The organism is Grimontia sp. THUN1695, from assembly GCF_059704325.2.
Genome location: NZ_AP046577.1, coordinates 2957060 through 2973403, shown reverse-complemented (window position 1 = coordinate 2973403; position 16344 = coordinate 2957060). Strand labels below are relative to the sequence as shown.

At 52.4% G+C, this 16344-nt stretch carries 14 protein-coding genes and 1 pseudogene; 12 read left to right on the top strand and 3 right to left on the bottom strand.

Annotated elements, in window-relative coordinates:
- Positions 1 to 11 precede the first annotated feature (11 nt).
- Positions 12 to 1457: a TrkH family potassium uptake protein gene (locus AC6IB1_RS17005; RefSeq protein ID WP_497567603.1), complete on the top strand. Its 1446-nt coding sequence runs from the start codon at positions 12 to 14 to the stop codon at positions 1455 to 1457.
- A gap of 32 nt (positions 1458 to 1489) precedes the next feature.
- Here AC6IB1_RS17005 and trhA read toward each other — a convergent pair whose 3' ends face one another.
- On the bottom strand, positions 1490 to 2146 hold the full coding sequence (gene trhA / locus AC6IB1_RS17000; protein ID WP_497567602.1) for a PAQR family membrane homeostasis protein TrhA: 657 nt from the start codon (positions 2144 to 2146) through the stop codon (positions 1490 to 1492).
- A 218-nt stretch (positions 2147 to 2364) separates the two neighbouring features.
- Here trhA and AC6IB1_RS16995 point away from each other — a divergent pair, with 218 nt between their 5' ends.
- The 6 genes from AC6IB1_RS16995 (at position 2365) to AC6IB1_RS16970 (ending at position 7559) form a co-directional block, all read left to right on the top strand.
- Entirely contained in the window at positions 2365 to 3390 is a 1026-nt protein-coding gene (locus AC6IB1_RS16995) for a GGDEF domain-containing protein (protein ID WP_497567601.1), read from the top strand.
- A gap of 226 nt (positions 3391 to 3616) precedes the next feature.
- Complete coding sequence (locus AC6IB1_RS16990; protein WP_497567600.1) at positions 3617 to 3796, top strand: hypothetical protein; 180 nt, start codon at positions 3617 to 3619, stop codon at positions 3794 to 3796.
- An 88-nt stretch (positions 3797 to 3884) separates the two neighbouring features.
- A complete protein-coding gene (locus AC6IB1_RS16985; RefSeq protein ID WP_005500730.1) occupies positions 3885 to 4151 on the top strand; it encodes a YihD family protein in 267 nt (88 codons plus the stop codon).
- A gap of 255 nt (positions 4152 to 4406) precedes the next feature.
- Positions 4407 to 5834: a cytochrome c oxidase accessory protein CcoG gene (ccoG, locus tag AC6IB1_RS16980; RefSeq protein WP_497567599.1), complete on the top strand. Its 1428-nt coding sequence runs from the start codon at positions 4407 to 4409 to the stop codon at positions 5832 to 5834.
- 100 nt (positions 5835 to 5934) lie between these two features.
- Complete coding sequence (locus AC6IB1_RS16975) at positions 5935 to 6921, top strand: serine/threonine protein kinase (RefSeq protein WP_497567598.1); 987 nt, start codon at positions 5935 to 5937, stop codon at positions 6919 to 6921.
- Between the two features lie 35 nt (positions 6922 to 6956).
- Positions 6957 to 7559: a thiol:disulfide interchange protein DsbA/DsbL gene (locus AC6IB1_RS16970; RefSeq protein ID WP_005500733.1), complete on the top strand. Its 603-nt coding sequence runs from the start codon at positions 6957 to 6959 to the stop codon at positions 7557 to 7559.
- A gap of 53 nt (positions 7560 to 7612) precedes the next feature.
- On the opposite strand, the pseudogene AC6IB1_RS16965 reads toward AC6IB1_RS16970, so the two are convergent.
- Positions 7613 to 7960 (bottom strand): annotated as a pseudogene (locus AC6IB1_RS16965) (hypothetical protein); the annotation flags it as partial.
- Between the two features lie 66 nt (positions 7961 to 8026).
- On the bottom strand, positions 8027 to 9553 hold the full coding sequence (locus AC6IB1_RS16960; protein WP_497567597.1) for a YifB family Mg chelatase-like AAA ATPase: 1527 nt from the start codon (positions 9551 to 9553) through the stop codon (positions 8027 to 8029).
- Positions 9554 to 10023: 470 nt separating this feature from the next.
- Here AC6IB1_RS16960 and ilvG point away from each other — a divergent pair, with 470 nt between their 5' ends.
- The 5 genes from ilvG to ilvA are packed head-to-tail and all read left to right on the top strand — an operon-like array spanning position 10024 to position 16300.
- Positions 10024 to 11670 (top strand): acetolactate synthase 2 catalytic subunit, encoded by a 1647-nt coding sequence (gene ilvG, locus AC6IB1_RS16955; RefSeq protein WP_497567596.1) that lies wholly within the window; start codon positions 10024 to 10026, stop codon positions 11668 to 11670.
- A complete protein-coding gene (ilvM, locus tag AC6IB1_RS16950) occupies positions 11667 to 11915 on the top strand; it encodes an acetolactate synthase 2 small subunit (protein WP_497567595.1) in 249 nt (82 codons plus the stop codon). The genes ilvG and ilvM overlap by 4 nt, the downstream gene beginning before the upstream one ends.
- 22 nt (positions 11916 to 11937) lie before the next feature.
- Positions 11938 to 12873 (top strand): branched-chain amino acid transaminase, encoded by a 936-nt coding sequence (locus AC6IB1_RS16945; protein WP_497567594.1) that lies wholly within the window; start codon positions 11938 to 11940, stop codon positions 12871 to 12873.
- A 23-nt stretch (positions 12874 to 12896) separates the two neighbouring features.
- Positions 12897 to 14738, top strand: coding sequence for a dihydroxy-acid dehydratase (ilvD, locus tag AC6IB1_RS16940; protein WP_497567593.1), 1842 nt, complete (start codon positions 12897 to 12899; stop codon positions 14736 to 14738).
- Between the two features lie 2 nt (positions 14739 to 14740).
- On the top strand, positions 14741 to 16300 hold the full coding sequence (gene ilvA, locus AC6IB1_RS16935; protein WP_497567592.1) for a threonine ammonia-lyase, biosynthetic: 1560 nt from the start codon (positions 14741 to 14743) through the stop codon (positions 16298 to 16300).
- Positions 16301 to 16344: the final 44 nt, after the last annotated feature.

Sequence of the window (16344 nt, the reverse complement as noted above, 5' to 3'; positions counted from 1 at the left end):
CGCGACAATGCATGATTAACGTTAAGCCGGTACTGTTCGTTATAGGGCTGGTCTTATCCAAGATCGCCCTGTTTATGTACATACCAACCCTCACCGCGTTTTTTACCGGCACTCCCGGCTTTCTTGATTTCGGCCTGGCAGTCATCCTCACCCATGTCGCTGCGTTTGCCTGTTTAACCCTCGGTAAGACCGACACGTTCCGCCTCAATGCCCGTGATATGTTTGTTATCACTACCTTGGTATGGCTGATTGCCAGTGCCTTTGCCGCACTGCCGTTTGTGTTCATTAACCATATCAGCTTCACCGATGCCTATTTTGAAACCATGTCCGGCATTACCACCACAGGGTCAACCGTACTGAGTGGGCTCGACAACATGGCACCGTCCATTCTGCTGTGGCGTTCCATATTGCAATGGCTCGGTGGCGTCGGGTTTATCGTGATGGGCGTGGCCATTCTGCCGTTTCTAAACGTCGGCGGTATGCGCCTGTTCCAGACCGAATCGTCTGACTGGTCCGCCAAATCCAGCCCTCGCACCAAGAATGTCGCCATCAGCATCATGAAGGTTTATGTCTCATTGTCTGCACTTTGCTTCATCGCGTACTGGTTAACCGGCATGACACCCTTTGAGGCAGTCAACCATGCCATGACTACCCTGTCGACTGGCGGTTATTCCACGTCAGACAGCTCAATGAACCGCTTTACCCATGCCGCGCACTGGGTCGCTACCCTGTTTATGTTTGCCGGAGGCCTGCCATTTCTTTTGATGATCAATGCCCTCCGACGCCGCGAGCCCAAAATGCTGCTCGACGATGCTCAGGTGCGCGGTTTCGCCTACCTGGTACTGATAGCATCATTGATGGTGGCAACCTGGCTGGTGCTGGCCAAAGACTACGCCATGGCGGATGCGCTCAGGGTATCAGTGTTCAACATCGTGTCTGTGGTCACCACCACTGGATTTGGCCTGGATGATTTCACCGCCTGGGGACCCTTTGCCTCAGTGGTGTTCGCTTTCGTGTTGCTGGTAGGGGGTTGCTCAGGCTCAACATCCGGTGGTGCAAAAATTTTCCGGTTCCAAATCGCGATGGCGCTGCTCAAAAAGCAAATCCAGCAATTGGTGCACCCATCCGGGGTGTTTATCCAGCGCTACAATGGACGTCCGGTCAATGAAGAGATTGTGCGCTCCGTTGTGGCCTTCGCCATCACTTATGTTATGACGATTCTGGTGGTGGCCCTGGTCTTGGCTGCAACAGGGCTTGATAGCATTACCAGCCTGACGGGTGCCATGACTGCGGTTGCTAATGTGGGCCCAGGCATGGGCACCATAATTGGGCCAACGGGGAACTTTGCCGGTCTGCCGGATACTGCTAAATGGGTGCTGAGTATCGGTATGTTGATGGGAAGGCTGGAAATCCTGACGGTGCTGGTGCTTTTGTTTCCGGTATTCTGGCGCGACTGAGCACGCCACGTTGTAAGTAATACTGGTGTGATCTATACCGGTGGCACATACCAGTAAATTGCCAGGAAGTGCAACACAGTGCCCCCTAAAACAAACAGGTGCCATATCGCATGGTTATAGGGAATGCTGCGCTTAACGTAGAAAATCACCCCGAAGGAATAGACCAGCCCCCCTAACCCAAGCAGTATCATGCCTGCGACTGGCATCACCTGTGCCAGTTGATACACCACCACCAGTGACAGCCATCCCATCGCCAGATAAATAGCAAGCGACAGCGATTTAAACCGGTACACAAAAGCAATCTTCAGGATCACTCCCACCAGCGCAATCCCCCATATCAGCGCCATTACCCAAAATGCCAATGGCGTCCGGAGGCTGACCAACATAAACGGGGTATAAGTACCGGCAATCAGCAGGTAAATCGCACAGTGGTCAAAGGTTTTCAGTGCCCGCTTGGCACCAGCATAGGGGATTGCATGGTATAGCGTGGAGGCAAGATAAAGCAGAATAATACTGGCACCATACACGCTGTAGCTGGCGAAACTGAGCGCATCAGCATGCGCATCCCCAGCTTTCAGCAGCAACATCACCAACGCAACGATACCGAAGATTACCCCCAGTCCATGGCTGACACTGCTGGCGATCTCTTCCTTGACAGAGTATTGATGCTCAGAGGCCACGGTTGCCATACAACACAATCCTTATGGTGAGAACATTGAAACGTCCAGTCACGAGTATGACACATTTCAGCGTACGCGTGTAAGCCTAAATTGTTACAAGACTGGCCGATGCAGATACCCAACATTTATCATGCTGGCACCTCAAAGCATCAATTTCAGACTAAGATTATTAGACTGGTAATCGACGGTATTTTTGCCTTCGTAAAAGAATGGAGAACAAGCCAGCCATGTCAAAAGAGATTTTTGCGCTAAGCTCAGGATACTTAAAGAAAGTTGTTCCTCTCCTGATGAAGTATCAGGTACCGGCGACACCGCCAAATTATGCACTCTGGTATACCTACGTCGCCAATGCCGATACCGAACTGTCCCAAAAAATTGATGCATCTATCAGGGAAACAGGGACACTCAGTACCACTCGCTGCGAAGAGCTCTACAGCGCCCATGTCGCCGATGAAAAAGTGAAAGAGCTGGACGAGTTTCAGCAAGGCCTTCAGGCGCTGGCACTCGAAATGGGTAGCACCATGGAAGATACCCTAAAAGATACCGACACCTTTCAGTCAACGCTCGACAAAACCTTTTCCCAGTTAGCCCGCGTGGATGAAGAAGCCCTGTCAATGGAAGAGACCGTGGCGGTCGTCAGAAAGGCCATGAAGGACTCCAATGCGCTTCGCCAATCCACCGACTTTTTTAAAAACCAACTCGCCGAGGCGCAAAAAGAGATCGTCAGGCTGGAAGACACTCTCCACAAAGCTAACGAGGAAGCCTTACACGACGCGCTGACAGGCATCTATAACCGCCGTGCCCTTGATGCTGAACTTGAAGCCCTGGTCGCCCCCCCACCATCGAAAGGGTTCAGCCTACTGCTGTGTGACTTGGACCACTTCAAACGTTTTAATGACACTTATGGTCACCTGATGGGCGATCAAGTATTAAAACTCACCGCCAAACGCCTTTCTGATTACTGCCGGGATGGCATTAAAGCGTACCGTTATGGCGGGGAGGAGTTTGCGCTGTTAGTCCCTAATCGCCCATTAAGTGGCGCATGCCGTGTGGCGGAAACCATCCGTGCCACCATCGACAAGCTCGCCATCAAAGACAAAAGAACCGGCAAGAAACTCGACAACATCTCGATCTCCATTGGTGTGGCAGCATTTGAACACGGCGAAAGCATCCGCGACCTTATCAGCCGTGCCGATACCCAACTTTATGATGCCAAAAAACTGGGGCGAAACCGGGTCATGCCTGTGACATAAGGGCAAGACGAAAAATGCACAGGCAGGTTGATTCCCCGGGTTCTAGCACGAATTATTTTTCAACTGCTGCTTTTTTCATCATTTCTTTCCTGCTATTATCCGCGCGCATTCGCACCCTGCGAATCCAGAGTGGACACGCAGTAAGGCTTGCAGCCATTGGAACCTCTGACGCCACTCTGCCCGAGAACCCTGTATGGATGCGCAACTGAACTGATGAGAATTGACAATGCGTCCAGTTACTGTTCGTCCTGTCCGTGTCACCCGTACACCTTCACGCATGCGCGCACACTTTTTTGCACCGGCGTTCAAAAACAAAACCCACACGGAGTCGAATGATACCCCAGAACTCACGCTGGTTCGTTCGGCGCCTGCCATGACCAGCGCGCAAAAAGGTAAAGCCGCATGATGACGTTTGACAGATTGGTCTGCCTACCGGAATCTGGTACTGTAAGTAGATAAATCACAACAACGTTAAGGTTTATTGGGAGTCTTCAATGAAGTGTCATCGTGTGAATGAACTTATCGAACTTTTGCATCCTGAATGGCAAAAAGAGCCTGAGTTGAACTTGCTGCAAATGATCAGCAAGCTGGCAGAAGAAGCGGGCTATGAAGGTAAGCTTGAAGACCTGACCGATGACGTCCTGATCTACCACCTGAAAATGCGCAACAGCCAGAAAGACGAAATGATTCCGGGACTGGCAAAAGACTGCGAAGACGACTTCAAAACGGCCATTTTACGCGCCCGTGGCATTATCAGCTAATGGCGGTGTCATACGCCGGATGGAAAAGCGAAGTGGACCACTTCGCTTTTTTTATTTCCAAAACAATTCACTGTTATACCCAATCACATCGCTGCCCGACTGATTTTCCACCACACGCACAGATTTACTCCCTACACCTCAGATATAATCCTCGGTCTATCATTATCTATTGAGTTAGTCGACGAAAGGCACTGGCAATGTATCAGTGTCAGCAATGTGCGGGAATCCCCACTAGGCCCAAGGAATGCAGATGTCATGAGCAAGGATAAAATAGACGTCAAAGACGTCACTCCCAACGTGTTCAATCCGAAAACCCACAAAACCAGTGGCGACCGCTTTAATCCCAGTAACCGTATATATGTGCGCGCAATGACCGGGACGTTTCAAAAACTGCGTCGTAAGATGGGTTGGTTCTTTATGTTGCTTTTTTTACTGACGCCCTGGATCCCTTATGGCGACCGTCAGGCCATTCTATTGGATATCGGCAAACAACAGTTCAATTTTTTCGGCACCACCCTCTGGCCCCAGGATCTGACCCTGCTAGCCACGCTGTTTATGATCGCCGCTTTTGCCCTTTTCTTTGTTACCACTTTTTTAGGACGCGTCTGGTGTGGCTATCTTTGCCCCCAAACCGTGTGGACCTTCATCTACATCTGGTTTGAAGAAAAGCTTGAAGGACCCGCTAACAAGCGGAGAAAACAGGACTCAATGCCACTCACCAGAGACCTGGCAATCAGAAAAATCATCAAGCATTTATGTTGGTTTGCTGTGGCGTTACTCACCGGCCTCACATTTGTCAGCTACTTCGTGCCAGCAAAAACGCTTTTTATCGACTTTTTTACCTTTAACAGCCATTTCTGGGTCGCGTTTTGGGTGCTGTTTTTTAGTGTCTGTACCTATGCCAATGCGGGCTGGATGCGATCTATCGTTTGCATTCACATGTGCCCCTACGCCCGCTTCCAGTCTGCAATGTTCGATAAAGACACCTTTATTGTCGGCTACGACGCCAAACGCGGTGAAACACGAGGCCCCCGCTCGCGCAAAGCTGACCCCAAAACCATGGGGCTGGGTGACTGCATTGACTGCAACCTCTGTGTACAGGTCTGCCCGACTGGTATCGACATCCGTGACGGTCTGCAATACGAGTGCATCAACTGTGGTGCCTGTATCGATGCCTGCGATGAAACCATGAGTAAAATGAATTATGCCAAAGGCCTTATCAGCTATACCACAGAGCACAAACTGGAAGGCCACAACGTCGATATCATCAGACCGAAGCTTATCGGTTATGGTGTGGTGATGGTGGCGATGCTGGGCATTTTCTTTATGCTACTTTCATCGGTTCAGCCAATGGGGTTAGACGTGATCCGTGACCGCACCCAATTGTTTAAAACCAACAGTGATGGGTTAATTGAGAACACCTATACCCTGAAAATTCTCAACAAAACCCAGTCTCCGGAAACCTACTCTCTGAGTGTTAAAGGTCTGGACGGTGTCGAGTGGTACGGTAAACAGCAAGTTACCTTGAGTGCCGGTGAAATCTTCACCCTGCCTATCAGCCTTGGGGTCGATCCTTATGAACTCACAACCCCGGTAACAACCATCACTTTTGTGCTGGAGCGCCACTCCGGAGAGGACAAAAAAACGATTGAAACCGAAAGCCGCTTTATCAGCAAGATGTAAATCAGTTTTCGAATAAACGGGCGATACCCTACGCCCGTTTTTATCTCCAGCCCAAAACTCTGCTACCATCAATAGCCCTATCCCTTGACGCTGTGAACCTATGAGCGACGCCCAATTTAACTACGAACATCTCACGCCCGACACCTTAATCAATGCACTGGAATCCGTCGGCATCCGCCCTGAGTCAGGCCTTCTGGCACTGAACAGCTATGAAAACCGGGTCTATCAGTTTCAGGATGAGGAGCGCCGTCGTCTGGTGACCAAATTTTATCGTCCGCAGCGCTGGACCCGCACGCAAATTCTCGAAGAGCATGCGTTTGCCAACGATCTGGCGGAAGCCGAGATCCCGGTCGCGGCACCTATGAACATCAACGGCGAAACCCTGTTCGAATTCGACGGCTATCTGTTTGCTGTGTTTCCAAGCGTCGGTGGCCGCACTTTCGAAGTGGATAACTGGGATCAGCTTGAGATGGTGGGTCGCTTCCTGGGGCGAATTCATAAAGTCGGTGCCAGTAAGCCCTTCATCCACCGCCCGACTATCGGCCTTGAAGAGTACCTTTTTACGCCACGAAAAACGCTGGAAAATTCCCGTTTCATCCCCACGCATCTTGAAAATGCCTTTTTTGCTGATCTTGACCGCCTGATTGAGACACTGAAACAACGCTGGAATGGTCACATAACGACACTGCGATTACATGGAGATTGCCACCCCAGTAATATTCTCTGGCGCGATGGCCCGATGTTTGTTGATTTGGATGACGCGCGCAACGGACCGGCAATACAGGATATCTGGATGTTGCTAAACGGCGACCGGGCTGACCAACTGGCCCAATTGGATACTCTTTTCGAAGCCTATTCAGAATTTCACGATTTTCCCGCCAATGAGTTGCAACTTATTGAGCCGTTGCGCGGTCTGAGAATGGTACATTACATGGCATGGCTGGCAAAACGCTGGGAAGACCCGGCATTTCCACGTGCATTCCCATGGTTTGCTGAGGCAAAATACTGGGAAAATCAGGTACTCGCCTTTAAAGAACAATTGGCAGCCCTTGAAGAGCCACCACTTACTCTGGCACCTCAATGGTAAATTGCCGCGACTCACATTCAGGGAGAAAATAAATAATGTTGAAAAAACTGTTTACTGTGGCGGCAGCCGCCATGTTGGCCTTCTCAGCGCAGGCTGCACGCTTCGAGGCAGGCGAAGATTATCAGGTACTGGATCTGCCAAAAAGCGACACACCGACCGTGACCGAGTTTTTCTCGTTTTACTGTCCGCACTGCTTTCAAAGCCAACCACTCATGGAAGCGCTGAAAGAAAATACGCCAGACAATACAAGCTTTACCAAAAATCACGTTTCTTTCATGGGCGGAAACATGGGTAGCGCACTGAGCAAAGCTTACGCCACGGCTATGATGCTGGACGTGGAAGACAAAATCGTGCCAGTGATTTTTAACCGTATCCACCTGATGCAAAAGCCACCACGCAATCAGGAAGAACTGCGTCAACTATTTATTGATGAAGGGGTGGATGCCGAGAAGTTTGACGGTACCTACAACAGCTTTGCAGCCAATGCGATGGCTAACCGTTTCGACAAAGCGTTCAGCGATTCAGGCTTGCGTGGTGTTCCGGCGGTTATCGTGAATGGCAAATACCATGTCACACCCAAGACCATCAAAACCAAAGAAGACTACTTTGCACTGGTGAATTTCCTGCTGACCCAGTAAGCCGGACACCTTACAACAAAAGGGCCACCATGGCCCTTTTGTCATTTTTCCGGTCAAACCACCTTTTCTTCCTGTTTAACCACCGCTTTTTCCGCAGGCTGCCTGTCGTAGATACCTGCCAGCATCTTGTCTTTTTCCTGCCAGATGCCATTTAGCCACTGGTGGAAACGCCGCTTGAACGCTTTGTCATTAAAGTAATCCCCTTTCACGTTGTCATCGACAGGAAGGGGGTCGATACGCACCACGATTCTTTTCATCTTTCCATCCAACAAGTCCCTGAATGGCAGGTGCTGGTTGTCCGGATAAGCCACGGTTACGTTGATAATGGCATCAAACTGCTCCCCCATAGCCCCCAATGTATAGGCAATCCCGCCGGTCTTTGGCGGTAACAGGTGGTGATACGGCGCAGGCATAAAAAACACCATTCAGTTAAAAGCGGTTGCATCAGTAAGGCAACGCTGCCCCTCCTAACTTGCCATGGCTGTCAGTTGTTTGAGCAACCTGTCCATCGAACGGTAGCCCAGCGCTTCTGCCAAGTGGCCGCGCTGGATGTTTTCCTCGCCGGACAAATCCGCAATGGTACGCGCCACTTTAATGATCCGGTGGTAGGCACGGATAGAAAGCCCAAGACGGTGCAGAGCAGTTTCAAGAAAATCCGCGTCTGCTTTATCCAGCGGGCAATAGGTTTCAATTTCACGGCTCGAAAGCTGGCTGTTCACTTTTCCAGACCGTGCCAGCATCACCGCTCTGGCTTTGTTCACCCGGGCTTTGACCACAGAGGTTGGTTCCCCGCGATCGCCCCCTTCGGTAAGGGTGCCACGCGGTAGCGCCGGTATTTCAATCGACAGGTCGAAACGATCTAAAAAAGGACCGGAGAGACGGTTAAGATAACGAAGGGTTGCCTGAGGATTAGAGCGGGCAAGCTGGCCTTCGTAGTGCCCGGTTGGACTAGGGTTTAACGCACCAATAAGCTGGAAACGGGCCGGAAAGCAGGTTTTGCCATTAGCACGGGAGATCACCACTTCACCGGATTCCAGCGGCTCACGCAGGGAATCCAGTACCTTGCGCTCGAATTCCGGCATTTCATCAAGGAACAACAAGCCGTTGTGGGCCAGGGAAATCTCACCGGGTTTTGGCATCGAACCACCTCCCACCAGCGCCGCCATAGAGCTGGAATGATGCGGGGTTCGGAACGGACGCTGTCGCCAGTTGCCTTCATGCAAGGGTTTCTCGGTCAGCGACGTAATGGCGGCAGTCTCCAGTGCTTCTTTGTCACTCATTGGCGGCAGCAAATCGGCCATGCGTGAAGCGAGCATGGTTTTACCAGTGCCTGGCGGACCAAGGAAAAGAAGGTTGTGGGACCCGGCGGCGGCAATCTCCAGTGCCCGCTTTCCCTGTTGCTGCCCAATGATATCCTGCATACAGCGGGTTGACGCTGTGGGTTCAATATCACGTGCTTCGGGTTCGTTGAGCATCAGGCTGCCCTGCCCGCACAAATGGCGGCACACAGCCACCAGATCCGGCGCAGACACATGGACATCCCTGCCCACCAACGCGACCTGTCCACCATTTTCATCGGGCACCACCAGACTGCGCCCCGCATCACGGCAGGCAACGGCGGCGGGCAATGTCCCTTTTACCGACCTCAGTTGCCCAGACAATGCCAGCTCTCCGACATACTCATGACCACCCAGTCTGGTCATCGGTATCTGTCCAGACGCCGCCAAAATGCCAAGGGCAATGGGTAAATCAAACCGCCCCCCTTCTTTGGGCAAGTCTGCCGGTGCCAAGTTAACCGTAATCCGCCTGGCTGGAAATTCAAAACCGGAGTTAACGATCGCGCTGCGCACCCTGTCGCGCGCTTCTTTGACTGTGGTTTCTGCGAGTCCGACTAATCCGAATGCAGGTAATCCGTTACTGATATGTACTTCGACGGTAACCTGAGGCGCTTCAACGCCAACACAGGCGCGGCTTTGAATAATGGCAAGATTCATAAGACAGATTTACTATTTAATTTAATTATCAGAAAGTTAGATTCATAAACGGATAGTATTACTGCTTTACGGTACGGAAATTGGAAAATCTGGTCAGTTTTTGCTTGTCATGCGACAGAAGTCTGTGATACCACTATGAGTGAACAACATCTGTGCAAACAAACGTTGACTTGAACATACGCCGTCGACAAAATTGGTGAAAAAAGAGACAAAATGAATCACCTATCTCGCACCCTAATTATTATTATTTCAATTATCGTGGTGGTACTACCGCGAGGGGCAGCGACGGCGAGAACATAGCACACAAACATCGCAACCAGCCCCCGCATCGAAAGGTCCGGGGGCTTTTTTCACATTTGGATGTACGGGTTAACGCCCAGGTTGCAAAACGCAAAAGGAAAACGCGGTATGGAACCGTCTCAGGAAGCAGAGCAGACACACGCCCAGACAGGATGTCACGGGAGGTCACAATGACAGGTGCACAACAGGTGGTAGAAGCCTTAAGGAAGCAAGGCGTAAACACCATTTTTGGTTATCCGGGCGGAGCAATCATGCCCGTCTATGATGCCCTTTATGACGGCGGAGTGGACCATATCCTCTGTCGACATGAACAGGGTGCTGCCATGGCCGCTATCGGTTATGCGCGCGCTACCGGTGGTGTCGGCGTCTGCCTCGCCACATCTGGCCCCGGTGCCACCAACCTTATCACCGGCCTTGCGGATGCCATGATGGACTCTGTGCCCGTCGTCGCCATTACCGGCCAGGTCGCCAGCCCTCTGATTGGCACCGATGCCTTCCAGGAAGTCGATGTTCTCGGTCTTTCCCTTGCCTGTACCAAACACAGTTTTCTAGTGACGGATACCGCAAAACTTGCGTCAACGCTGGCGGAAGCTTTTGTTGTAGCAAAAGAAGGCCGTCCCGGCCCCGTGCTGGTGGATATAGCCAAAGATGTTCAGCTTGCCCACATCGAGGAAGCGTTTACGGCTATCACACCTCAGCCTTCGGCGCCTGAGGTATCTGAAGCGTCGTTGCGGGAAGCCAATGCCCTTATCGCAAAAGCCAAGCAACCCATAGTGTATGTCGGTGGCGGCGTGCAACTGGCCCATGCGACCGATACCCTGCGCCAGTTTTTAAACCATAGCCAGATCCCGGCCACCAGCACCTTGAAAGGGCTGGGTTCTGTCGACAAAGATTATCCTTACTATCTCGGCATGCTCGGTATGCACGGCACCAAGGCAGCCAACCTGGCAGTGCAACAATCTGACTTACTTATCGCCATTGGCGCACGCTTTGATGATCGCGTCACCGGAAAGCTCGATACCTTTGCCCCCCATGCCAACGTTATCCATATCGACATCGATGCCGCCGAATTTAACAAGCTTCGCCGTGCCAATGTGCCACTGCGCGGCGAGTTGAATACTGTGTTGCCGCAGCTGGGAGAGCCCGCGGACATTCATGACTGGCAACAGCGTGTGCTGGCCATGAAAGCCGATTTTGGCTGGCGCTACGACCACCCGGGGGATGCCATCTTTGCGCCGCTCCTGCTCAAGCAGCTTTCTGACCTCATGCCGGATTCTACGGTTGTAGCGACAGATGTGGGCCAGCACCAGATGTGGGTCGCGCAACACGTTGAGCCGCGCCGTCCGGAGAACCTTTTGACCTCAGCAGGGCTCGGTACGATGGGCTTTGGCCTGCCCGCCGCCATGGGCGCAAAAATGGCGCGTCCGGATGACGAAGTTGTGTTAGTGTCGGGAGACGGTTCATTTATGATGAACATTCAGGAGCTTGGCACCCTGAAGCGTCGCAGCATCCCGGTTAAGATGGTACTGCTGGATAATCAGCGTCTGGGGATGGTGCGTCAATGGCAGCAGCTTTTCTTTGAAGAGCGCTATAGCGAGACCAACTTGTCGGATAACCCTGACTTCGTGACATTGGCGTCAGCCTTCAACATTCCAGGCAAAACCATTACCCGGAAAGAGGAAGTGATCCCTGCCCTGCAGGCGTTGCTGGCAAGTGACACAGCCTACCTGCTGCATGTTGCTATCTCAGAGGAAGAGAACGTATGGCCACTGGTTCCACCCGGTGCCGCTAACCAGGATATGTTGGAGCGTACATGAGCCAATCACACACTCTGCTAATCAATGCTGACGACCAGCCAGAATTGCTGGAGCGTCTGCTGCGCATTGTCCGTCACCGTGGATTCCGCCTGACGAGCCTCGACATGCATCATACCGATGACGCCAATGCGGTTGAAATTACCCTGCAAGTGACCAGCGATCGTCCTATCGCCAATCTTCAGAGCCAGTTAGACAAATTATGGGATGTCTCACGCGTACGTCTGCTCCCGCTAGAACAACAGTAATGCGTTATAAGGATTAATAACAATGGCAAACACAGCGGATTATATTTGGTCAAACGGCGAACTGATCCCATGGCAAGACGCCACAGTTCACGTACTGACCCACGCCATGCATTATGGCACCTCGGTTTTTGAAGGGATTCGTTGCTACGACACCCCGAATGGCCCAGTGGTCTTTCGTCACCGCGAACACATGCAACGTCTGAAAGACAGCGCAAAAATCTATCGCTTCCCAATCCCGTATTCGGTCGATGAACTGATGGAAGCCTGCCGTGAAACACTGCGTGCCAATAACCTCAGCTCTGCGTACATCCGCCCGCTGGGTTTTGTCGGCAACGTCGGCCTGGGTGTTTGCCCGCCACCAGACACCAAAATGGATCTCATCATTGCTGCTTTCAGCTGGGGCACTTACCTCGGTGAAGATGCGTTGGCGAATGGTGTCGATGCCATGATTTCTAGCTGGAACCGCGCCGCACCAAACACTATCCCGACCGCAGCTAAAGCAGGTGGCAACTACCTCTCGAGTCTGTTGGTCGGTGGTGAAGCCCGTCGTCACGGCTATGCTGAAGGTATTGCCTTGAGTGTGGATGGCTACCTGTCAGAAGGTGCCGGTGAAAACCTGTTTGTGGTGAAAAACGGCGTGATTTCAACGCCACCAGCCACCAGCGCCATCCTTCCGGGCATCACCCGTGACTCCATCATGACCATCGCCAAAGACATGGGTTATGAGGTACGTGAAGAGAACATCGCGCGCGAAGCCCTCTATCTGGCAGATGAGGTCTTCATGACAGGCACAGCGGCAGAAATCGTGCCGGTTCGCAGCGTAGACCAGATCACTGTGGGTGAAGGCAAACGCGGTCCAATCACAGAGAAAGTACAAACCGCCTTCTTTGGTCTTTTCAATGGCCAAACCGAGGACAAATGGGGATGGCTGGATCCGGTCTCTCCGGACGCCAAATAAGCAGTTGTTAGAGGAATAAGGAAATGCCTAAGTATCGTTCAGCCACCACCACCCACGGCCGTAATATGGCGGGAGCCCGCGCCCTTTGGCGTGCAACCGGCGTAAAAGATGAGGATTTTGGTAAGCCTATCATTGCCGTGGTGAACTCTTTTACCCAGTTTGTACCCGGTCACGTTCACCTGAAAGACCTTGGTCAGCTGGTGGCGAAAGAAATCGAAGCCGCTGGTGGTATCGCCAAAGAATTCAACACCATTGCCGTTGATGACGGTATCGCCATGGGCCATGGCGGCATGCTCTACAGCCTGCCATCACGTGAAATCATCGCGGATTCTGTGGAGTACATGGTGAATGCGCACTGCGCTGACGCCATGGTGTGTATCTCCAACTGTGACAAAATCACCCCGGGAATGCTGATGGCCGCAATGCGCCTCAATATCCCCGCGATTTTCGTCTCTGGTGGTCCAATGGAAGCGGGTAAAACCAAGCTTTCCGATCAGATCCTGAAACTGGATCTGGTGGATGCCATGATCCAGGGTGCCGATCCGAATGTGTCTGACGAGCAAAGCGAGCAGATCGAACGCTCAGCGTGTCCGACCTGTGGTTCCTGTTCGGGCATGTTTACTGCCAACTCGATGAACTGCCTGACCGAGGCCCTTGGCCTCAGCCAGCCGGGTAATGGCTCCATGCTGGCAACCCACGCTGACCGTAGACAGCTATTTATCACCGCAGGCCAGCGCATTGTCGAACTGACCAAACGTTATTATGAGCAGGACGACGCGTCTACTCTGCCACGCAACATTGCCAGCAAAGCCGCACTGGAAAACGCCATGGCGCTGGATATCGCCATGGGGGGCTCCACCAACACTATCCTCCACCTGCTGGCAGCTGCCCAGGAAGGGGAAATCGACTTTGATATGTCAGACATTGACCGTCTTTCCCGTCAGGTTCCACACCTTTGTAAAGTGGCACCTTCTACCCAGAAATATCACATGGAAGACGTTCACCGCGCCGGTGGCGTGATGGGTATCCTGGGTGAGCTTGACCGCGCTGGCCTTCTGAAAACCGACGTGCCAAACGTCTTGGGTGAAACCCTGGCAGACACGCTCAGAAAGTGGGACATCACAGTGACAGACAGCGAAGAGGTGAAAACCTTTTATCGCGCGGGCCCAGCTGGCATCCGCACCACTAAGGCCTTCTCACAGGATTGCCGCTGGGACACGCTGGATGATGATCGCACGGAAGGCTGTATCCGCACCAAAGAAAACGCCTACAGCCAGGACGGCGGTCTTGCCGTACTGAGCGGTAACATTGCTGTTGACGGTTGTATCGTGAAAACCGCCGGTGTGGCCGAGGAAAACCTCACCTTCCGCGGTCCTGCCCACGTGTTTGAAAGCCAGGAAGATGCGGTAAACGGCATTCTTGGTGGTGCGGTGAAAGCCGGTGAAGTGGTGGTTATTCGCTATGAAGGCCCGAAAGGTGGCCCAGGTATGCAGGAAATGCTTTACCCAACCACTTACCTCAAATCCATGGGTCTTGGCAAAGCGTGTGCGCTTATCACTGATGGTCGCTTCTCTGGCGGCACCAGCGGTCTGTCTATCGGACATATTTCTCCCGAAGCGGCTAACGGTGGCACCATTGCGTTGGTTAATCAAGGCGACATCATTGCCATCGATATTCCAAACCGTTCGATCGTTTTAGAAGTGGATGACGCTGAACTGGCTGCACGCCGTGAAGCGCAGGCAGAGAAAGGCTGGAAACCAGCATCGCGCGAGCGCACGGTATCACTGGCGCTGAAAGCCTATGCCAGCCTGGCAACCAGTGCGGATAAAGGCGCAGTGCGCGACAGAAGTAAGCTGGAGGAATAATCATGAGTCAGGCCCGCCAACACAGTGAACCCGCACCGCTCAGCAACGCTGAATATCTGCGTGATATTTTGCGCGCCCCTGTTTATGAGGCTGCGATTGTCAGCCCATTGCAGGACATGCCGCGGATTTCGCAGCGTTTGGGCAATAGCATCCAGCTTAAGCGCGAAGATCGCCAGCCGGTACATTCCTTCAAGTTGCGCGGTGCCTATAACATGATGGCGCAACTGACCGACGCCCAAAAACAAGCCGGTGTTATCGCCGCGTCTGCCGGAAACCACGCCCAGGGGGTGGCGCTTTCCGGCAGTAAGCTTGGGGTGAAAGCCACCATTGTCATGCCGCTTACCACCCCGGATATCAAAGTTGCGTCAGTACGCGGATTTGGTGGCAATGTGGTGCTGCATGGTAATAACTTTGACGAAGCCAAAGCCAAAGCCGTGGAGCTGGCACAGGCACATGGCTACACCTTTGTCCCTCCCTTTGATCATCCGTTGGTCATTGCAGGACAAGGCACCATGGGCATGGAAATGCTGCAACAAAATGGTCATCTGGACTATATCTTCCTGCCAGTCGGTGGTGGCGGTATCGCCGCAGGCGTGGCCGTTATCGTCAAGCAACTGATGCCACAGGTAAAACTGATTGCCGTTGAGGCTGAAGATTCAGCCTGCCTGAAAGCAGCACTGGATGCCGGAGAACCAGTGACCCTCAACAATGTTGGCACCTTCGCTGATGGTGTAGCGGTCAAACGCATTGGCGATGAGACCTTCCGTCTGTGTCAGGAGCATCTTGATGACATCATCACCGTATCGAGCGATGAGATCTGCGCGGCAGTGAAAGATATCTTCGAAGATACCCGGGCAATTTCAGAACCCGCCGGTGCCCTGTCCCTGGCGGGATTAAAGAAATACACCGAGTTACATCAGCTCAAAGGGAAAAAGATGGCGGCAGTGCTTTCTGGTGCCAACACCAATTTCCATAGCCTGCGCTACGTATCAGAACGTGCAGAGCTGGGGGAAAAACGTGAGGGCCTGCTGGCTGTTACCATTCCGGAACGCACCGGTGCATTCCTTGATTTCTGTAAAATCCTGGGAGGACGGGCCGTGACCGAGTTTAACTACCGGTACAGTGATGACACCCTGGCCAATATCTTCGTCGGTGTGCGCCTGCAAACCGGACAGGACGAGCTTGATAGCATCATTGCTGATCTGCGTAAAGGTGGCTATCCCGTGCAGGACCTGTCTGATGATGAAATGGCAAAAGTCCACATTCGCTATATGATTGGCGGACGCCCGACCAAAGCAATGAAAGAGCGTCTCTACAGCTTTGAGTTCCCGGAATACCCGGGCGCCCTGCTGCGTTTTCTCAACACACTGGGCACCCACTGGAACATCAGTATCTTCAACTACCGCAACCACGGTGCAGACTATGGACGTGTGCTGTGCGGCTTTGAACTTGAAGACAAAGATATCCTGTCTTTTACCGCCCATCTCCGCGAACTCGGTTATGCATGGAAGGATGAGACTGATAACCCGTCCTACAAATTCTTTCTTGCTAAAAGCCCGTAAATAGCAAAAAGCCCAGCGAACATACTGGGCTTTTTGTTTTTTTA